The 23,193-nt window shown below is 70.3% G+C and carries 21 protein-coding genes; 9 read left to right on the top strand and 12 right to left on the bottom strand.

Going from position 1 to position 23,193, the window contains the following annotated elements; all coding sequences use genetic code 11:
• Positions 1-24 precede the first annotated feature (24 nt).
• Positions 25-1,905 carry an ABC transporter ATP-binding protein gene (locus ACFYRX_RS18950; protein ID WP_389100951.1) on the bottom strand — a complete coding sequence of 627 codons (1,881 nt, stop codon included), beginning with the start codon at positions 1,903-1,905 and terminating at the stop codon, positions 25-27.
• A gap of 94 nt (positions 1,906-1,999) precedes the next feature.
• Between ACFYRX_RS18950 and ACFYRX_RS18945 the strand changes: the two genes are divergently transcribed.
• Positions 2,000-2,476 (top strand): MarR family winged helix-turn-helix transcriptional regulator, encoded by a 477-nt coding sequence (locus ACFYRX_RS18945; RefSeq protein WP_389100949.1) that lies wholly within the window; start codon positions 2,000-2,002, stop codon positions 2,474-2,476.
• A gap of 38 nt (positions 2,477-2,514) precedes the next feature.
• Here ACFYRX_RS18945 and ACFYRX_RS18940 read toward each other — a convergent pair whose 3' ends face one another.
• Both ACFYRX_RS18940 and ACFYRX_RS18935 read right to left on the bottom strand, forming a co-directional pair.
• Positions 2,515-3,885, bottom strand: a complete 1,371-nt coding sequence (locus ACFYRX_RS18940; protein WP_389100948.1) for a cation:dicarboxylate symporter family transporter — start codon at positions 3,883-3,885, stop codon at positions 2,515-2,517.
• Between the two features lie 492 nt (positions 3,886-4,377).
• The gene (locus ACFYRX_RS18935) at positions 4,378-5,187 is read right to left on the bottom strand and encodes a hypothetical protein (RefSeq protein WP_389100947.1); all 810 of its coding nucleotides are present in this window, start codon (positions 5,185-5,187) and stop codon (positions 4,378-4,380) included.
• A 182-nt stretch (positions 5,188-5,369) separates the two neighbouring features.
• Here ACFYRX_RS18935 and ACFYRX_RS18930 point away from each other — a divergent pair, with 182 nt between their 5' ends.
• The 4 genes from ACFYRX_RS18930 (at position 5,370) to ACFYRX_RS18915 (ending at position 10,319) form a co-directional block, all read left to right on the top strand.
• Complete coding sequence (locus tag ACFYRX_RS18930; RefSeq protein WP_389100944.1) at positions 5,370-7,160, top strand: ABC transporter transmembrane domain-containing protein; 1,791 nt, start codon at positions 5,370-5,372, stop codon at positions 7,158-7,160.
• Positions 7,157-8,938 (top strand): ABC transporter ATP-binding protein, encoded by a 1,782-nt coding sequence (locus ACFYRX_RS18925; RefSeq protein ID WP_389100943.1) that lies wholly within the window; start codon positions 7,157-7,159, stop codon positions 8,936-8,938. The genes ACFYRX_RS18930 and ACFYRX_RS18925 overlap by 4 nt, the downstream gene beginning before the upstream one ends.
• 564 nt (positions 8,939-9,502) lie before the next feature.
• Complete coding sequence (locus ACFYRX_RS18920) at positions 9,503-9,973, top strand: DUF5709 domain-containing protein (RefSeq protein ID WP_389100941.1); 471 nt, start codon at positions 9,503-9,505, stop codon at positions 9,971-9,973.
• An 85-nt stretch (positions 9,974-10,058) separates the two neighbouring features.
• Positions 10,059-10,319, top strand: a complete 261-nt coding sequence (locus ACFYRX_RS18915; RefSeq protein WP_328745183.1) for a type B 50S ribosomal protein L31 — start codon at positions 10,059-10,061, stop codon at positions 10,317-10,319.
• Between the two features lie 32 nt (positions 10,320-10,351).
• On the opposite strand, the gene ACFYRX_RS18910 is transcribed toward ACFYRX_RS18915, so the two are convergent.
• Positions 10,352-11,146, bottom strand: coding sequence for a metal-dependent hydrolase (locus ACFYRX_RS18910; RefSeq protein ID WP_389100939.1), 795 nt, complete (start codon positions 11,144-11,146; stop codon positions 10,352-10,354).
• 145 nt (positions 11,147-11,291) lie between these two features.
• On the opposite strand from ACFYRX_RS18910, the gene ACFYRX_RS18905 reads away from it, so the two are divergent.
• Complete coding sequence (locus ACFYRX_RS18905) at positions 11,292-13,805, top strand: DEAD/DEAH box helicase (RefSeq protein WP_389100937.1); 2,514 nt, start codon at positions 11,292-11,294, stop codon at positions 13,803-13,805.
• Positions 13,806-13,842: 37 nt separating this feature from the next.
• Positions 13,843-14,709 carry an acyl-CoA thioesterase gene (locus tag ACFYRX_RS18900; protein ID WP_389100935.1) on the top strand — a complete coding sequence of 289 codons (867 nt, stop codon included), beginning with the start codon at positions 13,843-13,845 and terminating at the stop codon, positions 14,707-14,709.
• A 1-nt stretch (position 14,710) separates the two neighbouring features.
• Here the strand turns inward: ACFYRX_RS18900 and ACFYRX_RS18895 are convergent, their stop codons facing one another.
• Both ACFYRX_RS18895 and ACFYRX_RS18890 read right to left on the bottom strand, forming a co-directional pair.
• Entirely contained in the window at positions 14,711-15,595 is an 885-nt protein-coding gene (locus ACFYRX_RS18895; protein ID WP_389100933.1) for a DUF6397 family protein, read from the bottom strand.
• A 127-nt stretch (positions 15,596-15,722) separates the two neighbouring features.
• The gene (locus ACFYRX_RS18890) at positions 15,723-16,136 is read right to left on the bottom strand and encodes a roadblock/LC7 domain-containing protein (RefSeq protein ID WP_389100932.1); all 414 of its coding nucleotides are present in this window, start codon (positions 16,134-16,136) and stop codon (positions 15,723-15,725) included.
• Between the two features lie 92 nt (positions 16,137-16,228).
• On the opposite strand from ACFYRX_RS18890, the gene ACFYRX_RS18885 reads away from it, so the two are divergent.
• Entirely contained in the window at positions 16,229-16,657 is a 429-nt protein-coding gene (locus ACFYRX_RS18885; protein WP_389100930.1) for a PPOX class F420-dependent oxidoreductase, read from the top strand.
• 34 nt (positions 16,658-16,691) lie between these two features.
• Here ACFYRX_RS18885 and ACFYRX_RS18880 read toward each other — a convergent pair whose 3' ends face one another.
• The 5 genes from ACFYRX_RS18880 to ACFYRX_RS18860 form a co-directional block, all read right to left on the bottom strand.
• Entirely contained in the window at positions 16,692-17,297 is a 606-nt protein-coding gene (locus tag ACFYRX_RS18880; protein WP_389100928.1) for an ATP/GTP-binding protein, read from the bottom strand.
• 129 nt (positions 17,298-17,426) lie between these two features.
• Positions 17,427-17,837: a DUF742 domain-containing protein gene (locus tag ACFYRX_RS18875; protein ID WP_389100926.1), complete on the bottom strand. Its 411-nt coding sequence runs from the start codon at positions 17,835-17,837 to the stop codon at positions 17,427-17,429.
• Positions 17,838-17,859: 22 nt separating this feature from the next.
• Positions 17,860-18,297, bottom strand: a complete 438-nt coding sequence (locus ACFYRX_RS18870; RefSeq protein WP_389100924.1) for a roadblock/LC7 domain-containing protein — start codon at positions 18,295-18,297, stop codon at positions 17,860-17,862.
• Complete coding sequence (locus ACFYRX_RS18865; protein WP_389100923.1) at positions 18,294-20,819, bottom strand: nitrate- and nitrite sensing domain-containing protein; 2,526 nt, start codon at positions 20,817-20,819, stop codon at positions 18,294-18,296. The genes ACFYRX_RS18870 and ACFYRX_RS18865 overlap by 4 nt, the downstream gene beginning before the upstream one ends.
• A gap of 66 nt (positions 20,820-20,885) precedes the next feature.
• Entirely contained in the window at positions 20,886-21,659 is a 774-nt protein-coding gene (locus ACFYRX_RS18860; RefSeq protein ID WP_389100921.1) for an MHYT domain-containing protein, read from the bottom strand.
• Positions 21,660-21,812: 153 nt separating this feature from the next.
• On the opposite strand from ACFYRX_RS18860, the gene ACFYRX_RS18855 reads away from it, so the two are divergent.
• Entirely contained in the window at positions 21,813-22,412 is a 600-nt protein-coding gene (locus ACFYRX_RS18855) for a class I SAM-dependent methyltransferase (RefSeq protein WP_389100919.1), read from the top strand.
• A 6-nt stretch (positions 22,413-22,418) separates the two neighbouring features.
• Here the strand turns inward: ACFYRX_RS18855 and ACFYRX_RS18850 are convergent, their stop codons facing one another.
• Positions 22,419-23,174, bottom strand: coding sequence for an alpha/beta fold hydrolase (locus ACFYRX_RS18850; protein WP_389100917.1), 756 nt, complete (start codon positions 23,172-23,174; stop codon positions 22,419-22,421).
• Positions 23,175-23,193 lie beyond the last annotated feature (19 nt).

Here is a 23,193-nt window from a genome sequence, read left to right as displayed (position 1 = left end):
TATCTTCGGCTTGTCGGTCTCGGTTCAGCTGGTCGGTTCCAGCTGCGCGTCGCGGTTTCCCGGTTCCGGTTGCGCCTCCCCGTGCGCCGGATCCCGTCGGGCGTCCCGGCGTACGAGCGCCGCGTACCGTCCGTCCCTCTCCAGCAGTTCCTCGTGCGTACCACGCTCGGCCACCCGGCCCGAGTCGAGGACCACGATCTGGTCGGCGCTGCGGATCGTGGACAGCCGGTGCGCGATGGTGAGGGTGGTGCGGTTGGCCGAGAGCGCGTCGATGGCCTCCTGGACCGCGTGCTCGGTACGGGTGTCCAGGGCGCTGGTCGCCTCGTCCAGGATGAGGACGGGCGGGTCTCGCAGGATGGTCCGGGCAATGGCCAGGCGCTGCTTCTCACCGCCGGAGAACCGGTGGCCGCGCTCGCCCACGACGGTGTCGTAGCCGTCGGGCAGCGAGGCGATGTGGTCGTGGATCTGGGCCGCCCGCGCCGCCTGCTCGATCTCCTCGTCGGTGGCGTCCGGCTTGGCGAAGCGGAGGTTGTCGGCGACCGAGGCGTGGAAGAGGTACGTCTCCTGGGAGACCACTCCGATACCGCGCGCGAGGGTGTCGAAGTCGAGGTCGCGGACGTCGACCCCGTCGAGAGTGACCCGGCCGCCCGTCACGTCGTAGAGCCGCGGGACGAGATAGCCGAGCGTGGACTTGCCCGCGCCGGTCGGGCCGACGACGGCGAGACTGCTGCCCGCGGGGACGTCGATGTCGATGCCGTCGAGGATGGGGCCCCGCTTGTCCTTGGCCTCGTCGCCCTCGCCGCCGTCGTAGCGGAACTCCACCTTCTCCAGGCGGACCTCGCCCTTGACGCGGTCGAGGTGGACCGGGTTCTCCCGCTCGGTGATGTCGATCGGCAGGTCGAGGTACTCGAAGATGCGCTGGAAGAGCGCGAGCGAGGTCTGGATCTGGACGCCGGTCGACAGCAGGCTCACGGCCGGGCGGAACAGGCCCTGCTGGAGCGAGACGAAGGCGACGATGGTGCCGATGGAGATGTCCGGGCCGCCGGGCTGCAGGGCGATGCCCGCGGTCCAGTAGATGACGGCGGGCATCGCGGACATGACGATCCCGATGACGGCCATGCGCCAGCGACCGGCCATGTTCGACCGCACTTCGAGGTCGACCAGACTCTCGGACTCGTCGGCGAAGGACCGGGTGAGCGAGTCGGAGCGGCCCATGGTGCGGCCCAGCAGGATGCCGCTGACGGAGAGCGACTCGGTGACGGTCGCGGCCATTGCGGCCATCTGCTTCTGGCGCTGGGTGACGATCTTCTTGCGTTCCTTGCCGACCCGGCGGCTGATCCACACGAACACCGGGAGCAGGAGCAGCGAGACGACGGTCAGGCGCCAGTCGAGGGCGACCATCGCGATGATCGTGGCGACCACACTGGTCAGGTTGGAGACCAGGGAGGTGGCGGTCGAGGTGACGGTGGCCTGCATACCGCCGATGTCGTTGGCGATGCGGGACTGCACCTCGCCGGTGCGGGTGCGGGTGAAGAAGGCGAGCGACATGCGCTGCAGGCGGCCGTAGACGGCGGTGCGCAGGTCGTGCATGACGCGCTGGCCGACCGTCGTGGAGATCAGGGTCTGCAGTACTCCGAAGATGCCGGTGAGTACCGCACTCAGGACCATGCCCAGCGCGAGCAGGCTGAGCAGTCCGGTGCGACCCTCGGGGATGGCCACGTCCAGCGTTTCCTTCAGCAGGAACGGGGTGGCCACCGTGACCAGGGAGGCGGCGCCGACCAGCAGGCCGACCACGGCGAGCTTGGCGCGGTAGGGCTTGAAGAGCCGGAGGATACGGCGCACCTGACGGGGTTGGTCGGTCGAGGTGCCGGGGGCGGGGGTCCAGTCGATGTGATCGCGGGGCATGGTCTCCTGCGGAAGGTGAGATGGTCAGGGTCAGCGGAGCCTAGCTCATTGTTACCTATGCTCACAATGAACTAGGTCCTGATATTGTTCCCGCATGACCACCCCCGATTCCGACGGTCTGCTCGCCGAGCAGTTGCTGCGGCTGACGCACCGCGTGCACCGCATCCAGAAGCGCCATCTGGGACAGCGCGGTCTCGGTGTCACCCCCGCCCAGTCCCGGCTGCTGCGCACCCTCGCGCGCTGCGACGCTCCGCCGCGCATGGCCGACCTCGCGGAGCGGCTGGAGGTGGTACCGCGTGCCGTGACGACGCTCGTCGACGGGCTGGAGGCGAGCGGGAAGGTGCGGCGGGTGCCGGATCCGGCCAGCCGGCGGGTGATCCGCATCGAGCTGACCGACGACGGGGTGAAGGTTCTTCGGGAACTGCACGCCGTACGAAGGGCGGCCGCGGAGGAGATCCTCGCCCCCCTGACGGAAGAGCAGCGCCGGGCGCTCGGCGGACTCCTGGACACGCTGGTGGACGAACACAGCTGGTCGCACACGGCTGAACAGACCGCGGCCACCGCTCCGTAGCGCCGGAGCGGTGGCCGCGGTCTGCGCGGATACTTCGGTCAGCCGGCCTCGGCGGCCGCCGGCTCCTTGGCGGCCTCGACCGGTACGACGGTGGGCTGCTCGTCCGCCAGGGGCTCGACGTCCTCTCCGTCCAGGACCTTCCTGGCCCGCTCGATGTCGAGCGCCCCCTCCCAGCGGGAGACCGCGAAAACGGCGACGCAGTTTCCGAGCAGGTTCGTCACGACGCGCATCGAGTCCATGATGCGGTCCACGCCGAGGAGCAGGGCGACGGCGCCGGCGGGGATGGCACCGAGCGAGGAGGCGGTCGCGGACAGGGCGAGGAAGGCCGAGCCGGGGATGCCCGCCATGCCCTTACTGGTCAGCATGAGCACCAGGACCACGGTGATCTGCTGACTCAGGCTGAGGTCGACGCCCACGGCCTGGGCGATGAACAGGGTGCCGATGGAGAGGTACAGCGAGGCACCGTCGAGGTTGAAGGAGTAGCCGGTGGGCAGCACCAGACCCACCGCGTCGTCGCGGGCACCGGCCTTGCGCAGCTTCTGCATCACGCGCGGCATGACGGACTCGGTGGACGCGGTGCCGAGCGCCAGGAGCATCTCCTCGCGGATGTAGCGCAGGAACTTCCACAGGCTGATCCCGGTGAGCGCCTTGAGCGCGACGGCGAGCAGCGTGATGAAGAGCGCGGCGGCCGCGTAGCAGAGGATGATCAACTTGGCGTAGGTCTCGATGACGCCGAGGCCGTACTGGCCGATCAGGACGGCCATGGCGCCGAACACCGCGATCGGCGCGAGGCGCATCACGAAGCCGACGATCGCGAAGATGATCTCCTGGGCCTGCTCGATGGCGGGCAGCACCTGCGGGACCTTGGTGTGGCCGAGGTGCAGCAGCGCGGCGCCGACCAGACAGGCCAGGATGAGCACCTGGAGCAGGGAGTTCTCGGCGAAGGCGCCGATGAAACTGGTCGGCAGCGCGTTGACGATGAACTCGGTCGTCGACGGCAGGTGTCCGCCGCCCGTCTTGGCGTCGACCGCCGCGGAGTTGAGCGTCGAGGGATCGACGTGCATCCCCGAACCGGGCTGGACGATGTTGGCGGCGAGGAGGCCGATGAGCAGCGCGAGCGTGCTCGCCACCTCGAACCAGATCAGCGCCTTGAGCCCGATCCGGCCGAACGCCTTGAGGTCACCGGCCTTGGCGATGCCGACGACGACCACGCAGAACACCAGCGGCGAGATGATCGTCTTGATCAGCCGGGTGAAGCCGTCGCCGAGCGGCTGGAGGTCCGAGGCGAAGTCGGGCCACAGCTTTCCGACGAGGATGCCGAGCACGAGCGCGCAGGCGACCTGCGCGAACAGAGAGGTTCGCAGTATGTGTGCGACGCGTCGCGGCAGGGACGGGACGGACGGCGGCACGGGCACTCCTTGAAGCGATGGGGACGCGCAGAAGCCGAAACAGAACAACCAGGACTTCTGCGATACGGAAAGCGGCTTCCGTGGCGATCACTTTGCTGGCGCCGTTGATCTCGCAGGAGACTGCCGCGTTTCAGCCAGGTAAATCCGATCCCGTGTGACACATCGCACACAGCCCGGTTCGGCCGTCACTGAGGTCCCGGCGAGTGGCGCGGGTGTTCGCGGTGGGTCCCGGCCGACGGCGACGAGCGACGTGACCGCGGTCGTCACACGGCTGAACAGGCAAGTTAGGTGAGTCGAGTCGTATTCGATCGGCTTGATGTCGAAGGCGGGGCACAGCGGGGTGTCACCCTGGCGATACGGCGGTCGGAGGGCCCGGCGGTCCGGACGACCGGGTCGCGTCCCTGGGTATGGCCATGACGCTCCGTCGCTTCATGGCGGTGCTCCACGGCGAGTCGGGCATCCCCCGCCACGGCGCCGCCTCCTGCGGCGGGCTCAGGCCTTCAGGTCCGCCCTGTCCCCCATCACCACCACGGGATGCCGGTCCGGATCGAGCGCGCGGAGCAGATACACCATCGCCGACCTGGACACACTGACGCAGGCCGACGTACCGCTGCCGTGGTCCATGTGCAGCCAGATTCCTCCGCCCTTGGCGTATCCCTCGGGCCGTGTCGTGTCGTTCGGAGGGGTGCCCTCGACACGGTTGTAGTCGATGGCGACCACGTAGTCGAAGTCGTGCCAGTAGGACTCGGGCCACCAGCGCGGGGCGGCTATGGCGGCGGACCTCGTGTACGGCAGCCGCGCGCCGGGGTCCGGAAGCACACCACCCGCGTCGCTGAGTGTGAACACTCCGACGGGACTGCGCTTGTCACCCTCGTGGTGGTCGGTGGTCCAGCCCTTCTTGCCGTTGTGCGCGGGCCAGCCCCGGACCCGGTCCCAACCTGGGCCGTGCCGGGTGTAGAGCACGACGGTCGCGTCCGCGGAGCTTTTGCCGTCGCCGTATACCGCGACCACCTGGCGGGAATCCGCGGGGATCCGGCGCTGGAGGCGGTCGCCGACGCCGGGGATGCGGTCGCCCGCGGCGGGAAGGGGGGAGGGTTCGTCCGCCGCCCCGTCCGCCGGCCTGTCCGTCGGCCCGTCCGCCGCTCCGTCCGTCCGTCGGTCCACGGCCTTGTCCGCTGCTCCGGTGTGCGTGCCGTCGCCGGATGCCGGGCCGTGGCCGTCGCACCCGCCCAGGAGGACCAGCACCGCCCCCAGGACCGTCGTCGTCACCAGGGCACATCGTGCGCCTCCGCCGCCTCGCATTGCTCCATCGTCGCACCATGGCCCGGCCAAGTCCGGTCCGGTCGGCGCAGCCGGATCTGGGCGTCGCAGCGGAAAACCGTTTGCCTCCGACCGCGCTCTGCCGCGAACCTTTCACGGTTTGCAGCCGCCGTGTGCGGCTCCCTCCCACCCCCCTGACACGAGCCACTGGGACGTCACACGTCATGCAGATCCAAGACCTTCCGTATCCCGACCCGGGAGTGCCGGACGCCCGCTCGGGCCCCCGGTTCCTGTGGTGGCTCTTCAGGAACCAACTGGGCGGACAACTCAAGTCGCTGGCCTGGGGACTGCTGCACTTCCTCTCCGTCTCCGCCCTGCCCTTCTGCGTCGGCGTGGCCGTCCAGGCGGTCGTCGACCACTCCGGGCGCAGACTCGCCTTCGCCGGCGGTCTGCTGGCGCTGTGCTGTCTCGGCAGCGCGCTCGGCGACACCTTCCTGCACCGGACCGCCGTCACCAACTGGATCACGGCCGCCGCGCGCGTCCAGCAGCTCCTGGCCCACAAGGCCACCAACCTGGGCGCGGCGCTGACCCGACGCGTCGCGGCCGGTGAGGTCGTGGCCGTCTCCACCGGCGACGTCGAGAAGATCGGCTGGTTCGTGGAGGCCTGGTCACGGTTCACCGCGGCGGCGGTCACCGTCGTCGTGGTCTGCGTCGGACTGGTCGTCTACCAGCCGACGCTCGGTGCGGTGGTCGCCGTGGGCCTGCCGGTCATGGCCCTTGCGGTACTGCCTCTGCTGCCCCGGGCGACCAGACGCGCCGACGTCCAGCGGGAGAAGGCGGGCCACGCCACCGAGCTGGCCACCGACACCGTCGCCGGCCTGCGGGTGCTGCGAGGCATCGGCGGCGAGGAACTCTTCCTCGACCGCTACCGCAGCGCCTCCCAGGAGGTCCGGCACGCGGCCGTGCGCAGTGCCCGTATGTGGTCCCTGATCTCCGCGATCCAGGTGCTGCTGCCGGGACTGCTGCTGATCGCGGTCGTCTGGTACGGCGTCCACCTGGCCCGCCAGGGCCGCGTCGAGGTCGGTGAACTGGTCGCCGTCTACAGCTCGGTGATGATCCTGACCTATCCGCTGCGGCACTTCGAGGAGATCGCCATGGCGTACTCCTTCTCCCGGCCCTCGGCCACGCGGGCGGCTCGGGTGCTGTCCCTGGAGCGGGCCACGTCCGCCGAAGGCTCACTGGACACGGCGGTCGTGCCGTCCGGGGACCTGTACGACCCGGCCACCGGTCTGCTCGCCCCCGCGGGCCGTCTCACAGCGGTGGTGTGCGGCGACCCGGACGCGGCGGGGCTGCTGGCCGAACGGCTGGGCGGACACCCCTCGGACGCCGGCACATCGGTCCTGCTGGGCGGGGTGCCGCTGGACGAGCTGCCGCTCGACTCGGCGCGCACCGCTGTCCTCGTCCAGGACAAGGACCCGGTCCTGCTCTCCGGCAGCCTGCGGGAACTGCTCGACGTGCCCGCCTCGGGCGACGTCGGTGCCGTGGCGGCGCTCGCGGCCGCGCAGTGCGCGGACGTGCTCACCGCGCTGGTGCAGGGGTCCCTCGATGCCGAGGACCCGATGGACGCGCGCATCACCGAACGGGGACGGTCCCTGTCCGGAGGCCAGCGCCAGCGGCTCGCGCTGGCCCGGTCGCTGTTCACCGACCCCGAGGTACTCGTCCTGGACGAGCCGACCTCCGCCGTCGACTCGCACACCGAGGCGCGGATCGCCGAGGGAGTACGGGACTTGCGCGCCGGACGCACGACCGTGGTGTTCACCTCCTCACCGCTGCTCCTGGACCGCGCCGACCGCGTCGTGCTCGTGCACGAGGGTGAGGTGGCGGCCGTCGGCGTGCACCGCGAGCTGGTGCACAAGGAACCGCGGTACCGGGCGGTCGTGACCCGCGAGACGGACGAAGAGGCCGCGCTCGACGACGTTCTGAACGAACTGGAAGAAATCGAGGAGACAGCATGATCGGCGTGGCGCCACCGGCGTACGACCCGGCGGCACCGACGACGGCGAACACCCTGCCCGTCGGAGCCACCGCGACCGTACGCGCGTACGTGGCCGAACTGTTCCACCGGCACCGACGTGCCTTCGTGCTCCTCGTCACCGTCAACACGGTCTCGGTCGTCGCCTCCATGGTCGGGCCCTGGCTCCTCGGCGACCTAGTCGAGCGGGTGACGGACGGGGCGCGTGAGCTCCATCTGGAGCTGACGGCCGGCCTGTTCGTGGTCGCGCTGATCGTCCAGGCCGTGTTCGTACGGCAGGTGCGGCTGCGCGGTGCGATGCTCGGCGAGCAGATGCTGGCCGACCTGCGCGAGGACTTCCTCGTACGGTCGGTCGGCCTGCCGCCGGGCGTCCTGGAACGCGCCGGGACCGGTGATCTGCTGTCCCGGATCACGACGGACATCGACCGGCTCGGAAACGCCATGCGGGAGGCCGTGCCACAACTGGCGATCGGCGTGGTGTGGGCCGCCCTGCTGCTCGGCGGACTCGTGATCACGGCACCCCCACTGGCGGCCGCAGTGCTGCTCGCCCTTCCTACGCTCGTTCTCGGCTGCCGCTGGTACTTCAAGCGGGCGCCGTCCGCCTACCGCTCGGAGGCGGCCGGCTACGCCGCCGTGGCCGCCGCGCTCACGGAGACCGTGGACGCCGGGCGCACCGTCGAGGCGCACCGGCTCGCCGCCCGTCGCATCGAGCTGTCGGAGCAGCGGATCAAGGAGTGGACCGCCTGGGAGCGCTACACACTGTGGCTGCGGTCGGTGCTGTTCCCGTGCATCAACGTCAGCCACGTGATGATCCTTTCGTCGGTGCTGATGGTCGGCGGGGTCTTCGTCCTCCAGGGCTGGATCGGGGTCGGCCAGCTGACGACGGGCGCACTGATCGCGCAGATGCTCATCGACCCGGTCGGGCTCATCCTGCGCTGGTACGACGAGCTCCAGGTGGCGCAGGTGTCGCTGGCCCGGCTGGTCGGAGTCCGGGACATCGAGCCTTCCAGTGGCGACGCGGGGCTCACCCCCGACGGGCGGGACGTGCACGCGGACCGGGTGCACTTCGGCTACCTGGAGGGCGTGGACGTCCTGCGCAAGGTGTCCCTCGAAGTCGCGCCCGGCACCAGGCTGGCACTGGTCGGCCCGTCTGGTGCAGGCAAGTCCACCCTGGGCAGGCTGCTGGCCGGCATCTACGCACCCCGGGACGGCATCATCACCCTGGGCGGCGCCGAACTGTCCCGGATGCCCGCCGAGCGGGTCCGTGAGCACGTGGCCCTCGTCAACCAGGAGCACCACGTCTTCGTGGGCTCCCTGCGCGACAACCTCCTGCTCGCCCGGACGGCGGCCTCGGACGCCGAGCTCTGGGCCGCCCTGGGCGCGGTCGACGCCGACGAGTGGGCGCGAGCGCTCGACGACGGCCTGGACACCGAGGTCGGCTCGGGCGGGCTGACCGTCACACCGGCCCAGGCCCAGCAGGTTGCGTTGGCCCGGCTGGTACTCGCCGACCCGCACACGCTCGTCCTGGACGAGGCGACGTCCCTGCTGGATCCTCGCGCGGCCCGCCATCTGGAACGGTCCCTGGCCCGTGTCCTCGAAGGCCGCACCGTGGTCGCGATCGCCCACCGGCTGCACACCGCCCATGACGCGGACGTCATCGCCGTCGTCGAGAACGGCCGTATCAGCGAGCTCGGCAGCCATGACGAGCTGGTCGCGGCGGATGGGGCGTACGCGGCACTGTGGAGGTCGTGGCACGGGTGATGCTCGGCGCTGCCGGCACCCGGTCCGGGGCGACGACACCGGGGCATTCTGTGCCCGACTGTGCCGGGGCAGTCCCGCCAGAACAGTAAGCGGCTCGGTGGTTGGCGGCTCGATGGCCGGCGGCTGGCGGCTGGCGGCTGGCGGCTGGCGCAGTCTCGCGGGCCTCTGTGCGATGGGCGAGGTGAGCAGGCCGAGGCCGCCCAGAACTCGGCGTCGAGACCTCGCCGCCCAGAGACAGGCCCTACCGCCGAACCGGCACCTCGCACCAGAGTCGTAACCCGGCATCCCAGAGCCCCGGCCACCGTCCACGCCCGGCGTTCCAACGCCCCGTTGGCCGTCCGGGCCGCCATCCGGGCGCCCACTCTTTGCCGGTTCCGCGCGGCGCAACGGTCCCGTGCCGTTGCGCGGTCCCGAAAGGGGGTGGAAGGCTGGACAGCAGCACCGGCTCAGGGAGCGCCCGCGGACAGCACGGTTCGCCGACGGGTGCGGCAAGTGTCCCGGGAGTCCGTGGCCCGCCCCGGGCCGCGCGAGGACCGGGTCCGTCCCCATCACCTGGAGGTACCCGTGGACAGCTCCGACGGATGGGGAGACGACGTCTACCAGCCCGACGGATCCGAGATCCAGGACGACTCGGGTCTGCTCGACGCGGAGGACACCCTGGAGGACGACGGAGTCGGCGATCCCCTCGACCGCGGCTGGTCCCCGCCCGACCGACCGTGGGCGGTGGAGCACACCGGTGTGACAGCCACGGAGCGTCAGCGGGGTGAGACGCTCGACCAGCGGCTCGCCGAGGAAATGCCCGACCTCGTCGCCCCCGACGGCGACGGTCTCGGCGACTCCGACGGCACCGACGGCGAGCTCCTGGACAATGAGGTCGGCGCAATGCGCTCCGGTCGCCTCGTAGCCCCCGATGAAGGCGCGCACGAGGACGAGGAGAGCGCGCTGATCGCCACGGACGTGGGCATCGACGGTGCCGCGGCGTCCGCCGAGGAGGCCGCGATGCACATCGTCGACGAGGAATCCCTGTCGGGCTGACCGACCCGACCCCTGCCGCCCACCACCCACCGCACGGTCGGCGCGGAATCCCGCGTTTGTACACCGCGCCCTCCGAGGAGCAGCCATGCAGCAGGACAAGCACCCCGTCTACCACCCGGTCGTCTTCCGCGACCGTTCCGCCGGCTACGCCTTCCTGACCCGGTCCACCGCCACCAGCGAGCAGACCATCGAGTGGGACGACGGCGAGACCTACCCGGTGGTGGACGTGGAGATCTCCTCCGAGAGCCACCCCTTCTACACCGGCAAGGCCCGCACGGTGGACTCGGAGGGACGCGTCGCCGCCTTCGAGCGGCGGTACGGAGGCGGGGCCGGTCAGAGCAGCTGACGGGACAGGCCGACGTCGCGGCCCCGGATGAATCAGATGAAGTTCAACGCCGCCGCGCAGCCCACTCCGCCGAGCAGCATGAACACCGGCATCAGCACTTTCAGCTCGACCCAGCTGCCTGCCCGGAACCTCATGACCTTGGGCGGTCCGATCGGGTACCAGCGCTTGCGGCCAACCGGGATCGGCCACAGGACCGGGCATCCGGAAACCGTCAACGCGTCGCCGATGTCGTGCACGAGTGCACCCAGGACAATAGGCAGCCCCAGCCAGAGGTACTCCTGGCCGGGCTGGTCGAACAACCAGTTCGAGCCGTTGCCCGGCTTGTCCAGGACGCCGGCGATGATCCACGCACTGGTCGCCGCCAGCAGCCAGACCAGCACGTCGGCGCTGGAGCCACGCGTCGCCCGCCACAGCAGGCCTTCGATGGCCAGCACCATATGGACGAACAGGATCGCCAACACCGCCCAGCGGCCGCCGGTGATCGCCGCCGCCGAGGCACCGGCACCGATCAGCACGGCAAACAGCCAGGTGTGCGTGAGCGTGCGGTGCCCGCCGGAGCGACGCGGGTCGCCCTGCTTCTTCGTGGCCTTGTAGACGGCGTACGAAAGTTTGTCGACGATCTCGCACAGGCCCCGCGAGATCGGCCCGAAGGCCCGCGAGATCGTGGCCGCCTTGTGGTCGAGGTCGGGAGCGAGCGCGGCGCCCGCGCAGATCAGGGCTCCCGCCAGCAGAACGGGCCACGGCATGGTGTGCCCCGTGGCGGCCGCCGCCGCTCCCACGCCCAGCCAGGCCGCGGCCCCCGACAGCGAGTGTGCTGGTCCCATCATCGGCGTTGCCCGCCCCATTCCTCGTGTGCCACTGTCCAGTTGACCGACTGCGCTGACGCCCCGTCGGCGACACAGCGTACTGGTCATGATCTTCCTGCCCGCAACCGATTCCCCTATAGGGGAGGTCGCCAGGCAAGATGGGTCCGTGACCCTCATCGATCGCCTGCCGCCGACCGCCGACCCCGACGCCCTCTACGAAGCCTTCGAGTCGTGGGCCGGGGAGCGGGGTCTCACGCTCTACCCCCATCAGGAGGAGGCGCTGATCGAGGTGGTCTCCGGGGCGAACGTGATCGTGTCGACGCCCACCGGCTCCGGCAAGAGCATGATCGCGGCGGGCGCGCACTTCGCCGCCCTCGCCCGCGACGAGGTCACTTTCTACACCGCACCGATCAAGGCGCTGGTCTCGGAGAAGTTCTTCGAGCTGTGCAAGATGTTCGGCACCGAGAACGTCGGCATGCTGACCGGTGACGCCTCCGTCAACGCCGACGCACCCGTCATCTGCTGCACCGCAGAGGTGCTCGCGTCGATCGCGCTGCGTGACGGGAAGGGCGCGGACGTCGGCCAGGTCGTCATGGACGAGTTCCATTTCTACGCCGAGGGGGACCGCGGCTGGGCGTGGCAGATCCCGATCCTGGAACTGCCGCAGGCGCAGTTCGTCCTGATGTCGGCCACGCTCGGCGACGTCTCGATGTTCGAGGGGGATCTGACCCGGCGCACCGGTCGGCCGACGTCGGTGGTGCGCTCGGCGATCCGGCCCGTGCCGCTCTCCTACGAGTACAAGTTCACCCCGCTCACCGAGACGCTGACCGAGCTCCTCGACACCAGGCAGGCGCCGGTCTACATCGTCCACTTCACGCAGGCCCAGGCCGTGGAGCGGGCGCAGGCGCTGATGAGCATCAACATGTGCTCGCGCGAGGAGAAGGACCAGATCGCCGAACTGATCGGCAACTTCCGTTTCACCACCAAGTTCGGCCGCAACCTCTCCCGTTACGTCCGGCACGGCATCGGTGTCCATCACGCCGGCATGCTGCCCAAGTACCGGCGACTGGTGGAGAAGCTGGCCCAGGCCGGTCTGCTGAAGGTCATCTGCGGCACGGACACCCTCGGCGTCGGCGTCAACGTACCCATCCGCACTGTGCTGTTCACAGCACTGACGAAGTACGACGGCAACCGCGTCCGCACCCTGCGTGCCCGCGAGTTCCACCAGATCGCAGGCCGCGCGGGCCGGGCGGGCTTCGACACGGCCGGCTACGTCGTCGCCCAGGCTCCCGAGCACGTCATCGAGAACGAGAAGGCGCTCAACAAGGCCGGTGACGACCCGAAGAAGCGCCGTAAGGTCGTCCGCAAGAAGGCGCCCGAGGGCTTCGTCGCCTGGACGGAGAACACCTTCGAGAAGCTGATCACCTCCGATCCGGAGCCGCTGGCCTCCCGCTTCCGGGTGACGCACACGATGCTGCTGTCGGTGATCGCCCGCCCGGGCAACGCCTTCGAGGCGATGCGGCACCTCCTTGAGGACAACCACGAGCCGCGCAAGCAGCAGCTCAGGCACATCCGTCGGGCCATCGCCATCTACCGCTCGCTGCTGGACGGCGGCATCGTAGAAAAACTCGACGAGCCCGACGCCACCGGCCGCATCGTCCGCCTCACCGTGGACCTCCAGCAGGACTTCGCGCTCAACCAGCCGCTGTCCACGTTCGCGCTCGCCGCGTTCGAGCTGCTCGACCCCGAATCGCCGTCCTACGCCCTGGACATGGTGTCCGTCGTCGAGTCCACGCTGGACGATCCTCGGCAGATCCTCGTCGCCCAGCTGAACAAGGCGAAGGGCGAAGCCGTGGCCGCGATGAAGGCGGACGGCATCGAGTACGAGGAGCGCATGGAGCGCCTCCAGGACATCAGCTACCCGAAGCCTCTGGAAGAGCTGCTCTTCCACGCGTACGACACCTACCGCAAGAGCCACCCGTGGGTCGGCGACCATCCGCTCTCCCCGAAGTCCGTCATCCGCGACATGTACGAACGGGCCCTGACCTTCACGGAGTTGGTCTCCCTCTACGACCTGGCCCGCACCGAGGGCATTGTCCTGCGCTACCTCGCCAGTGCCTACAAGGCGCTCGACCACAACATCCCGGACGACCTCAAGTCCGAGGACCTGCAGGATCTGATCGAGTGGCTCGGCGAGACGGTCCGCCAGGTCGACTCCAGTCTGCTGGACGAGTGGGAGCAACTCGCCAACCCGGAGGTGATGACCGCCGAGGAGGCTCAGGAGAAGGCCGACGAGGTCAAGCCGGTCACCCTCAACTCGCGCGCCTTCCGTGTCCTGGTCCGCAACGCCATGTTCCGCCGCGTCGAACTCGCCGCCCTGGACCAGGTCGACCAGCTCGGCGAGATGGACGCCGAGGCCGGCTGGGACGCCGAGGCGTGGGGCGAGGCGATGGACAAGTACTGGGACGAATACGACGACCTCGGCACCGGGCCGGATGCCCGTGGCCCGAAGCTGCTGCAGATCGAGGAGGAGCCGCAGAACAGGCTGTGGCGTGTGCGGCAGACCTTCGCCGACCCGAACGGCGACCACGACTGGGGCATCAGCGCGGAGGTCGACCTCACCGCCTCCGACACGGAGGGCCGTGCGGTCGTCCGGGTCACCGATGTCGGCCAGCTGTGAGCCGTAGGCCAGTTGTGAGCCAAGGAGAGACGCACGCATGACGAACCCGGCCGAGAAGCTCGTCGACCTGCTCGACCTGGAACGGATCGAGCTCAACATCTTCCGGGGCCGAAGCCCGAACGAGTCCCTCCAGCGGGTCTTCGGCGGCCAGGTGGCGGGCCAGGCGCTGGTGGCCGCCGCCCGCACCACGGAGGGCGACCGTCCGGTGCACTCGCTGCATGCGTACTTCCTGCGCCCGGGCCGGCCCGGGGTGCCGATCGTGTACCAGGTCGAGCGGGTGCGGGACGGGCGGTCGTTCACCACCCGCCGGGTCACCGCCGTGCAGCAGGGCCGCACGATCTTCAATCTCACCGCCTCCTTTCACAAGCCTGAGGAAGGTCCCTTCGAGCACCAGCTGCCGCCCGCCCGCAAGGTCCCGGCACCCGACGACCTGCCGAGGGTGACCGACGAGATACGGGAGCATCTGGGCGAACTGCCCGAGCAGTTGGAGCGGATGGCACGCCGACAGCCGTTCGACATCCGGTATGTGGACCGGCTGCGCTGGAGCGCCGAGGAAATCAAGGACGCCGAGCCGCGCAGCGCGGTGTGGATGCGTGCGGTCGGGCCGCTCGGCGACGATCCGGTCGTGCACACCTGCGCGCTGACCTACGCGAGCGACATGACCCTCCTGGACGCTGTCCGTCTCCCGGTCCAACCCCTGTGGGGCGCGCGGACCTTCGACATCGCGTCGCTGGACCACGCCATGTGGTTCCACCGGCCCTTCCGCGCGGACGAGTGGTTCCTGTACGACCAGGAGTCGCCGATCGCGACGGGTGGACGAGGTCTGGCGCGCGGCCGGATCTACGACCTGGAGGGACGCCTGCTGGTGTCCGTGGTCCAGGAAGGGTTGTTCCGGCCGCTGTAGCTCAGGAGCTTCTGCGCCGGAGCCAACCCCGCAGGCCGCGCGCCGGTTCCTCCCGGGGTGTCGGTGTGTCCTGCGGCCGGGCGGAGGAGATCCGCCGGCCCGTGGGGCGTGGCGCGGGCCGGAGACCGCGGGCTTCCTCCAGTGCGCGGGCCAGATCGGTGCGCAGCCACTCGATCTCGTCCGGGTGGTCCGCCGTCATGATCTTCTCGATGAGGTGCGCGGCAGGCGTGCCCTGTGTGCCGTGGGCCGGGGGTCCCGGCCGGAAGCGACCGAGGTGGGACCGCTCGTACGGATCCGGGACGAGCTCCGCGATCTGGGCGGGGTCGAGAAAGGCGGCGAGGACACCGGCGCTCTCCCAGGGGTCCTCGGTGAGACGCAGAAGGAACCCGCGGTGGCGTTGGCGCCAGTTGCGGGCGCGCAGGTCCACGCCCGCGTCCAGCATGCCGCGCAAACCCTCCGGCATACGCCGAGCCGTCAGCAGCGGGGTGTTCTCCTCGGCTGCCGTGAACTGCTCGAGTTCCTCGGCCAGATACAGCCACACCACGGCCCGGTACCGGTTGAGGTAGAAGCGCACCGGTGAGACGAGGCCGAGGCGGGCCAGGCGGGTGAACCTGCCGACGGGGACGTCCATGACCTCCGCGCCCTCGGTGGTGCCCACGACCCGCACGCGTCGGCGCAGTGCGTCGGGAAAGCCTTCCGACTCACGGAGCCGGTCGAGCTCGGAGTGGGCGACGCGTCGGCCTCCGCCTCCTTCGTCGGGGAGGGTCCGGATCTGTCCGAGGTGCACGGCGAGGTCGAACTCACTTCGCTTGAGCCCGAGTTCACGTGCGGCGCGACTGGGCGCGCAAAGCTGGTGGTGGCGTTGGGTGATGATGCTGCCGGACATGTGTCGCTCTCCCCCGTGGAGTTGTCGCTCACGCTGTGTGCGTTCGCCGTGACACAAACCGTAGCCGGTCGGGCGAGATACGCGACGAGCCTGTGGATAACTCCACGGGGGCCGAAGAACGTGCAGGTCAGAGGTTTGTCGCCGAGTTCCGCTCGGGCTGGCGGGGGTCCACGTCGAGGTGCTCGCCGACGCGGTTGACGAGGAGCGTCATCTCGTAGGCGATCTGGCCGATGTCGGCGTCCGAGCCACTGAGTACGCACAGGCAGCTGCCGGTGCCCGCCGCGGTGACGAACAGCACCGCTTCGTCGAACTCGACCATCGTCTGCCGCACCTGTCCCGCACCGAAGTGGCGCCCGGAGCCCTTGGCCAGGCTGTGCAGTCCGGACGAGACGGCGGCCAGATGTTCGGCGTCCTCGCGACGCAGTCCGGTACTGGCGCCCGTGACCAGGCCGTCGTTGGACAGCACCAGCGCGTGCCGCACGTGGTCGACGCGCTCGGTCAGGTCGTCCAGCAGCCAGCCGAGGCTCCGCTTCTCCGGCATGTGTCCCGTCTCCCCGTGTGACGTCTCCTCCTGCCCGGAGGATCCCTGCAAGCCTTCCCCACGACCGTCAACGGGGCAAGGAGAATGGGGACATGGCACAGAAGATGACCGATGAGGAATGGCGGGAGTTCGTTTCGTACGGCACCCGCACCGGTAAGTTGTCGACCGTCCGGGCCGACGGGAGTCCGCATGTGGCGCCGATCTGGTTCGTGCTCGACGGTGACGACCTGGTCTTCAACACCGGCAAGGCCACCGTCAAGGGCCGCAACCTCGTGCGGGACGGGCGCGTCGCGCTGTGTGTGGACGACGACCGGCCGCCCTTCGACTACGTGGTGCTCCAGGGCCGGGCCCGCATATCGGAGGATCTCGACGAGGTCCGGCACTGGGCGGGCCGGATAGGAGCCCGGTACATGGGTGAGGAACGGGCCGAGGAGTTCGGCACCCGCAACGGTGTCCCCGGGGAACTCCTCGTCCGCGTGACGATCGACAGGGTGCTGGCGGAGAAGGCCGTCGCGGCGTGACCTGCCGGTAAGCCGGACCCGGTCCGGGTCCGGGTCAGCCCACCGAGTCGAGGAGCCGGGCGGTGTGCATCCGCCCGGCGTACTCGACCAGCCGGATCAGCACCTCCTTCCCCGAGTCACGGTCCCGTGCGTCGCACAGCACCACGGGTGTGCCCTGGTCCAGGTCCAGGGCGCGGGAGACGTCGTGGGCGCCGTAGGTCCGGCTGCCGGTGAAGCAGTTGACGGCCACCACGAACGGGATGTGCCGGTGCTCGAAGTAGTCCACGGCTGGGAAGCAGTCCTCCAGACGCCGGGTGTCCGCGAGGACCACGGCGCCCAGCGCCCCTTGCGACAACTCGTCCCACAGGAACCAGAAACGGTCCTGGCCCGGGGTGCCGAAGAGGTAGAGGGACAGTCCGGAGCGGATGGTGATGCGCCCGAAGTCCATGGCGACCGTCGTCGTGACCTTCTGGTCCACGCCGTCGGTGTCGTCCACCAACTGGCCCGCTTCGCTGAGCAGTTCCTCGGTGCGCAGCGGCCTGATCTCACTGACCGCGCCCACCAGGGTGGTCTTGCCCACGCCGAAACCACCGGCGACCAGGATCTTCAGCGCGAGGGCGGTCGTCTCGCCGCCCTCGGCGTCGGAGTTCTCGGAGACCATCGATCACTTCTCTCGGGAGGGCCGGCAACGGGCGGCGACGTCAATGCGGGGTCGCGAAATCAGCATCATGACAACTGGAACTCCCCTTCGGGGGATTGGACCACTTATTGCCCGGTTCTGAACGTTCATCTACAGCGCCCGAAGCCCTTCGATCACCTCGCGCAGAATCCGTTCGTCGGGCAGCTGCGCGGGGGGCACCGGGCGGCTGACGGTGACACAGCCGAGCTCCAGGAGGTCTCCCAGGAGCACCCTGACGACACCGACGGGAAGGTCGGCGCCGGCGCCGAGTTCCGCCACCGACTGCGTCTCCGTGCGGCACAGGTCGATCAAGGCCCGGTGTTCCGGCCCGAGCGCCGTGTCGTCGCCGATGCCGGGCGCGCCCGGGTTCAGGGTGACGAGGGCGATCAGGTCGAAACGCACCCCGCTGGGGCCGGGTTTGGTGCGTCCGCCCGTCATCGCGTAGGGGCGGACGAGGGGCCCGGCCTCGCCGTCGTACCACTGGCTGCCCTGTTCGTGCGGGGCGCCCATGTCCTCGGTCATTCGTGCCGACCGCCCTTCCCTCTCATCCGGCGGCGGGCGGCCGCGCGCCCACGCGCGGCGCCGTGTAGAGGTGCTCGCCGACGCGTTTGACCAGTCGTGCCATCTCGTAGGCGACCAGGCCTATGTCCGCGCTCACGGCGGTGAGGACGGCGAGACAGGACCCGTCTCCCGCGGCGGCTACGAACAGGAAGCCGTCGTCCATCTCGACCATGGTCTGGCGCACTCCTCCGGCCCCGAAGTGCCGGCCCGCGCCCTTGGCCAGGCTGTGGAAGCCGGAGGAGACGGCGGCCAGATGTTCCGCGTCCTCGCGGCGCAGGTCCGTCGACGCACCCACCGCGAGGCCGTCGTTGGAGAGCACCACGGCATGCCGTACCTCGTTGACGCGCAGCACCAAGTCGTCCAGCAACCAGTCGAGTTCGCCGGACCTCTGAGCGGCCCTCATACTCGGATCCTGGATCATCCTCGGTCTCCTTCGCTGCTGTCTCTGCCCGCTGGGGAATCTGGGGTGGCGCCACGACCGGGCTGCCTGCCGCCCCCGCGCGCCCAGCCTTCCCGGTACGCCGCCATCCGGTCCCGAACGACCTCGGGGGTACGGCCGTCGTCGTCCCGGTGGGCGGCTGCCGGGGCCGCTTCCTCGGAGCGTTGTGCACGCAGTTGGGGAGCGAGGTTCGCCTGGCGTACCCGGCGGGGGAGTTCATCGGAGTCCTCGGGCTCGTCGGGTGGTCGGTGCAGGCGCAAGGCGGTGACTCCGGAGGGCGGTGTGTCGGTCGTTCCCCTGTCGGCCGCGGCCGTCCGGGGTGCCACCAGGGCGGGCCGCTCGGCCGGGGCGGGGACGGAGTCCTGGTCGCGTTCGGCGGCGGGCACACGCGCGTACTCGCGCTCCGTGGGTCGTTCCCGCTCCACGGCCTTGGCGGGGGAACGTTCCGCCGCCCTGACGTGCAGCAGCGCCGTGGGCAGCAGGACGACCGCGGTGGTGCCGCCGTAGGGCGAGGTGCTCAGATGCACCTTGATGCCGTGCCGGGCCGCGAGTCTGCTGACCACGAACAGGCCCAGTTGGTCGCTGTCGAACAGGTCGAGCGCCTCGGACTGTTCGATGCGTCGGTTCGCCTCGGCGAGGGTCTCCTTGCCCATGCCCAGTCCGCGGTCCTCGACCTCGATGGCGTAGCCGTTGCCGACGGGCTCGCCGGTGACCCGCACGCGCGTGTGGGGTGGTGAGAACTGGGCCGCGTTCTCGATGATCTCGGCCAGCAGGTGGGTGAGGTCGGCGACCGCCGCACCGACGACGGATGCGTCGGGCAGCTGGCGTACCTCCACGCGCGCGTAGTCCTCGACCTCGGAGACGGCAGCGCGGACCACGTTGGTCAGCGACACCGGCATGCGCCAGGCCCGGCCGGGTGCCGCTCCGGAGAGGATGATCAGGCTTTCCGCGTGGCGGCGCATGCGGGTGGTGAGGTGGTCGAGCCGGAAGAGGTCGCTCAGCTCGTTGGGGTCGTCGGAGCGGCGTTCCATGCTGTCGAGCAGGCTCAGCTGGCGATGCACGAGAACCTGGCTGCGGCGGGCGAGATTGACGAACACCCCGGAGATACCGCTGGCGAGTTCGGCGCGCTCCACCGCGGCCCGCAGGGCGGCACGGTGCACGGTGGCAAGGGCCTCGGCGACCTGGCCGGCCTCGTCCTCCGCGGGCTGTCCCGGCGGGGCCTCGGACCGGATGTCGATCTCGTCGCCCGCGCGCAGCCTCTCCATGGCTTCGGGGAGCTTGCGGCGGGCGATCTCGAGGGCGCTGTTGCGCAGGCTGACGAGTTCGACGACGAGGCCGCGTCCGATGCGCACGGAGATGACGAGGGAGGCGGCGACGGCGACAAGACCGAGCAGGACCGCGGCACCCGCCGGGGTGAGGAGCCCCCGGGTGAACGGGTCGGCCCGGTGGGCGACGCCGCTGCCGGCCGCCTGTTCGACGGTCCGCATGCCGCTCTGCACACGCGTGTGGGCCGCCTGCCAGGTGGTCTCGGGCGTCGACTCGACGGCGCGGACACCGGGTGCCGCTGCGAGTGTCCTGTCCTCGGCGGCGGTCACGGTGGCGTAGGCGCCGCTGTCGGCGACCTTCTGCCAGGCGACACGGTCGGAGCCGCGCAGGTCGGCCACGGCGCCCTCGGTGAGGGCCCGGCGGGTGTCGACGGCGCCGGTGAACAGCCGCAGCCGTTCTCCGGCGAGGACGCCCGCCATGCGCGCGCTCGCCAGCACGACGTCTTCCTGGGCCAGCGATTCCTCGGCGCGGGAGAACTCGAGCAGCACGCGCGCGTCGGAGCCGAGATCGGCGTCCTGGATGCCGGTGAGGGCACCGCCCACCGCGAAGGCACCGTCGATGGTCCTGGTGTAGCGGCCGTACGTCTCGTCCCAACCGGCGCTGCGGTCCAGCACGGCGGTGCGCAGGGAACGCAGTCGCTCGGCGCCGCTCACGAAGGCTTCGAGCCGCTGGGCGACGCCTGCGGGCAGTTCCTCGCTGTCGGCGACGGTGTTGTCGTCGCCGAGCCTCAGCCGCGCCACGGCCCGGTCGGTGCGCTTGGCGAGTTCACGCAGTTCGTCGCCTTGCGCGGCGGACGGATCGGTCGCGTAGCGGACCGCGGCGGCACGCTCCGCCTGAAGCGCGGTCACGCTGTCGGCGACGGGCGAGCGGACGGCCTCGTCCACGTGCTGCAACTGCCGTAGCCGGGACACGTCCTGGGCGGTGCTGACGGTCGCGTACGCCCACAGGGCGAGCAGCGAGACGACGGGCACCATGAGCAGGCAGACGATCTTGGCGCGGACCGTGCGGGGGCGCATCCGCCAGTGTCCCGCGCGCGCGGGTATGTCCTCCGGCACCGATTCCGCCGGGTCGTCGCGGGCCTCGTCGGCCGGTGGTCCGGCATGTGCGCGACGGCCGCGCGCGGGTGTCGTGGGCGGCGCCTCGGCGCCGGCTGTGGGGGTCCTACGCGGTGTACGCATGGCCTCCTCGCTCGGGAGTGGATTCGAGGGCGTGTGGTCGGGGTCGTCCGGGGCTCGGATCCGCCGCTAGGAGGGGACGTTCTCGACCGTTCGCTGGGCGGAGGCGGAGGCCGCGCGCTCTCCCGTCGTGGGCGACAGCGCGACGAAGGCCGAGGTCAGGAACAGATAGGAGCCGAGGCCGACGGCCAGCGGGAAGATGAACTGCATCGCCGTCGCCCCGGGCAGGGCGTCGCCGGAGGGCGTGACCCGCACACTCACCGCGAACATCCCGGTGTAGTGCATGCTGCTGACCGCGGCCCCCATGATGAGGGAGGCGATGGTGACGGCGACGGGCGACTTGATGTTGAGCGCTGCCCAGAGGGCGGCTGTCGCCGCGACGACGGCGATGAGGACGGAGAGTCCGACGAGCACCGGGTCGTACTCGACGTCTCCGTGCAGGCGTACTGCCGCCATGCCCAGATAGTGCATGCTCGCCACACCCAGGCCGGTGGTGAGCCCGCCCAGGAAGAGCGCGCGGACCCGGTCACGGCTGTAGCCGACCGCGAAGACGCCTGCGGAGACGACGATCATCGCGACCAGGAGGCTCGCGATGGTCAGTGGTACGTCGTAGCGGATGTCGGTGCCGCTGACACTGAAACCGAGCATGGCCACGAAGTGCATGGTCCAGATGCCGGTTCCGATGGCCGAGGCCGCGGTGATGAGCCAGTTGCGGCGTGACCGTCCGGTCGCGCCGAGCGCGCGGACGGTGCAGCGCAGGCCTAGCGCGGCGCCGATACAGGCCATGACGTACGAAAGTGTGGGCGTCAGCCAGCCCAGGGCTGCGTGGTCCAGGTGTCCCATGGCCAAGGGACGCTAGTCGGGGCGGGGGCACACAAAGAGGACACATTTCGAAAGGTGTTGGAATATGACGCAGAGGTGCACCTGAACGATCGCGTCCCGCTCGAACATGTGCACAGAGGCTCCCATCCGTGTCGGTGAGGGAACATGCGGAACATGAGCGACGACCACACACATGTCCAGGAGTTCTTCTCGGCCCGCGCCGCCGGCTGGGACACCAGATTCCCGGACGACGGTCCGGCCTACGCCGCCGCGGTCGCCGGCCTCGGGCTGCGGAAGGGCGACCGTGTGCTCGACGCGGGCTGCGGCACCGGGCGGGCCCTGTCGCCCCTGCGTGCGGCCGTGGGGCCTTCCGGAGTGGTCGTGGGGGCCGATCTGACTCCGGCCATGCTGGAGGCCGCCGTACGGGCCGGGAGGGACCGGCACGGGCGGCTGCTGCTCGCCGACGTGGCCGCGCTGCCGTTGCGCTCCCGGTCGCTCGATGCCGTCTTCGGAGCGGGCCTGATCTCCCATCTGCCCCAACCGGCCGAGAATCTGCGCGAGTTGGCCCGCGTGGTTCGCCCTGGCGGCATCCTGGCCCTGTTCCATCCGATCGGCAGGGCAGCGCTCGCCGCACGCCAAGGGCGGCAGATCACCCCGGAGGACCTGCGCGCGGAGCCCAACCTCGGTCCCCTGCTGGCCGGTTCGGGCTGGCGCATGACGTCGTACGTCGACGAGGACGCCCGGTTCCTGGCCCTGTCCGTCCGCGAGGACTGACGGCGCTCACCTTGTCCCGGCGACGGCCGCCACGAAGGCGTCGGGCTGGTCGAACATGACGTTGTGACCGGCGCCCGGCACGGTCACCACGCGCACGCCTGCCCCCTCCAGCCTCTCCCACCCCTCCAGCTCGCCGCTGAGCTCGCCCTGGACGTACACCCGGTCGATCGCGAGCCCTTCGAGGATCGTGCGCATCATGGGCGTCGATCCGCGCCTGAGCCCTGCCGCACTTCGGTGCAGTGCGCGTGGATCGGCCAGCCGCATGGTCGCCGCCCACCGGGGGCCCGCCTTCTCGAGCACGCGTGCGTGGCCGTCGGCGACGAAGTCGTCCTCCGCATAGGCGTCGATCCAGCTGCTCCCCGCCGTTTCCGGGGGCAGAGCGTCGAGGTTGGCCTCGGTGAGGACCAGCCGTGAGACCAGCTCGGGTCTGCGGTGGGCGAGCACGAGCGCCACGGACCCGCCCATGCTGTGCGCGATCAGTTCGGCGCCGGTCAGACCCGCAGCGTCCAGTACGGCCGCCAGGGCGTCCGCATGGTTCTCCAGCGTGTATCCGAAGCGCTCGGGACGGTCACTGATGCCATGCCCGGGCAGGTCGACGAACAGGCTGCGCCGACCGGCGAGTTCGGGCCGGGCCGCGACGTGCGCGTGGTAGACGGCCGAGGTCGCCCCCAGCCCGTGCACATACACGCGTGCCGGCTCCTCGCCGGGTGTCTCGGTCCAGCGGATGAGGCTTCCGTCGTCGTCGAACTCGGTCTGCTTCATGGTGTCTTCTCTCTCGGAT

Source organism: Streptomyces sp. NPDC005374, assembly GCF_042872225.1.
GTDB lineage: Bacteria > Actinomycetota > Actinomycetes > Streptomycetales > Streptomycetaceae > Streptomyces.
The sequence above is the reverse complement of the archived record's forward strand: the minus strand, read 5'-3'. Positions and strand labels throughout refer to the sequence as shown.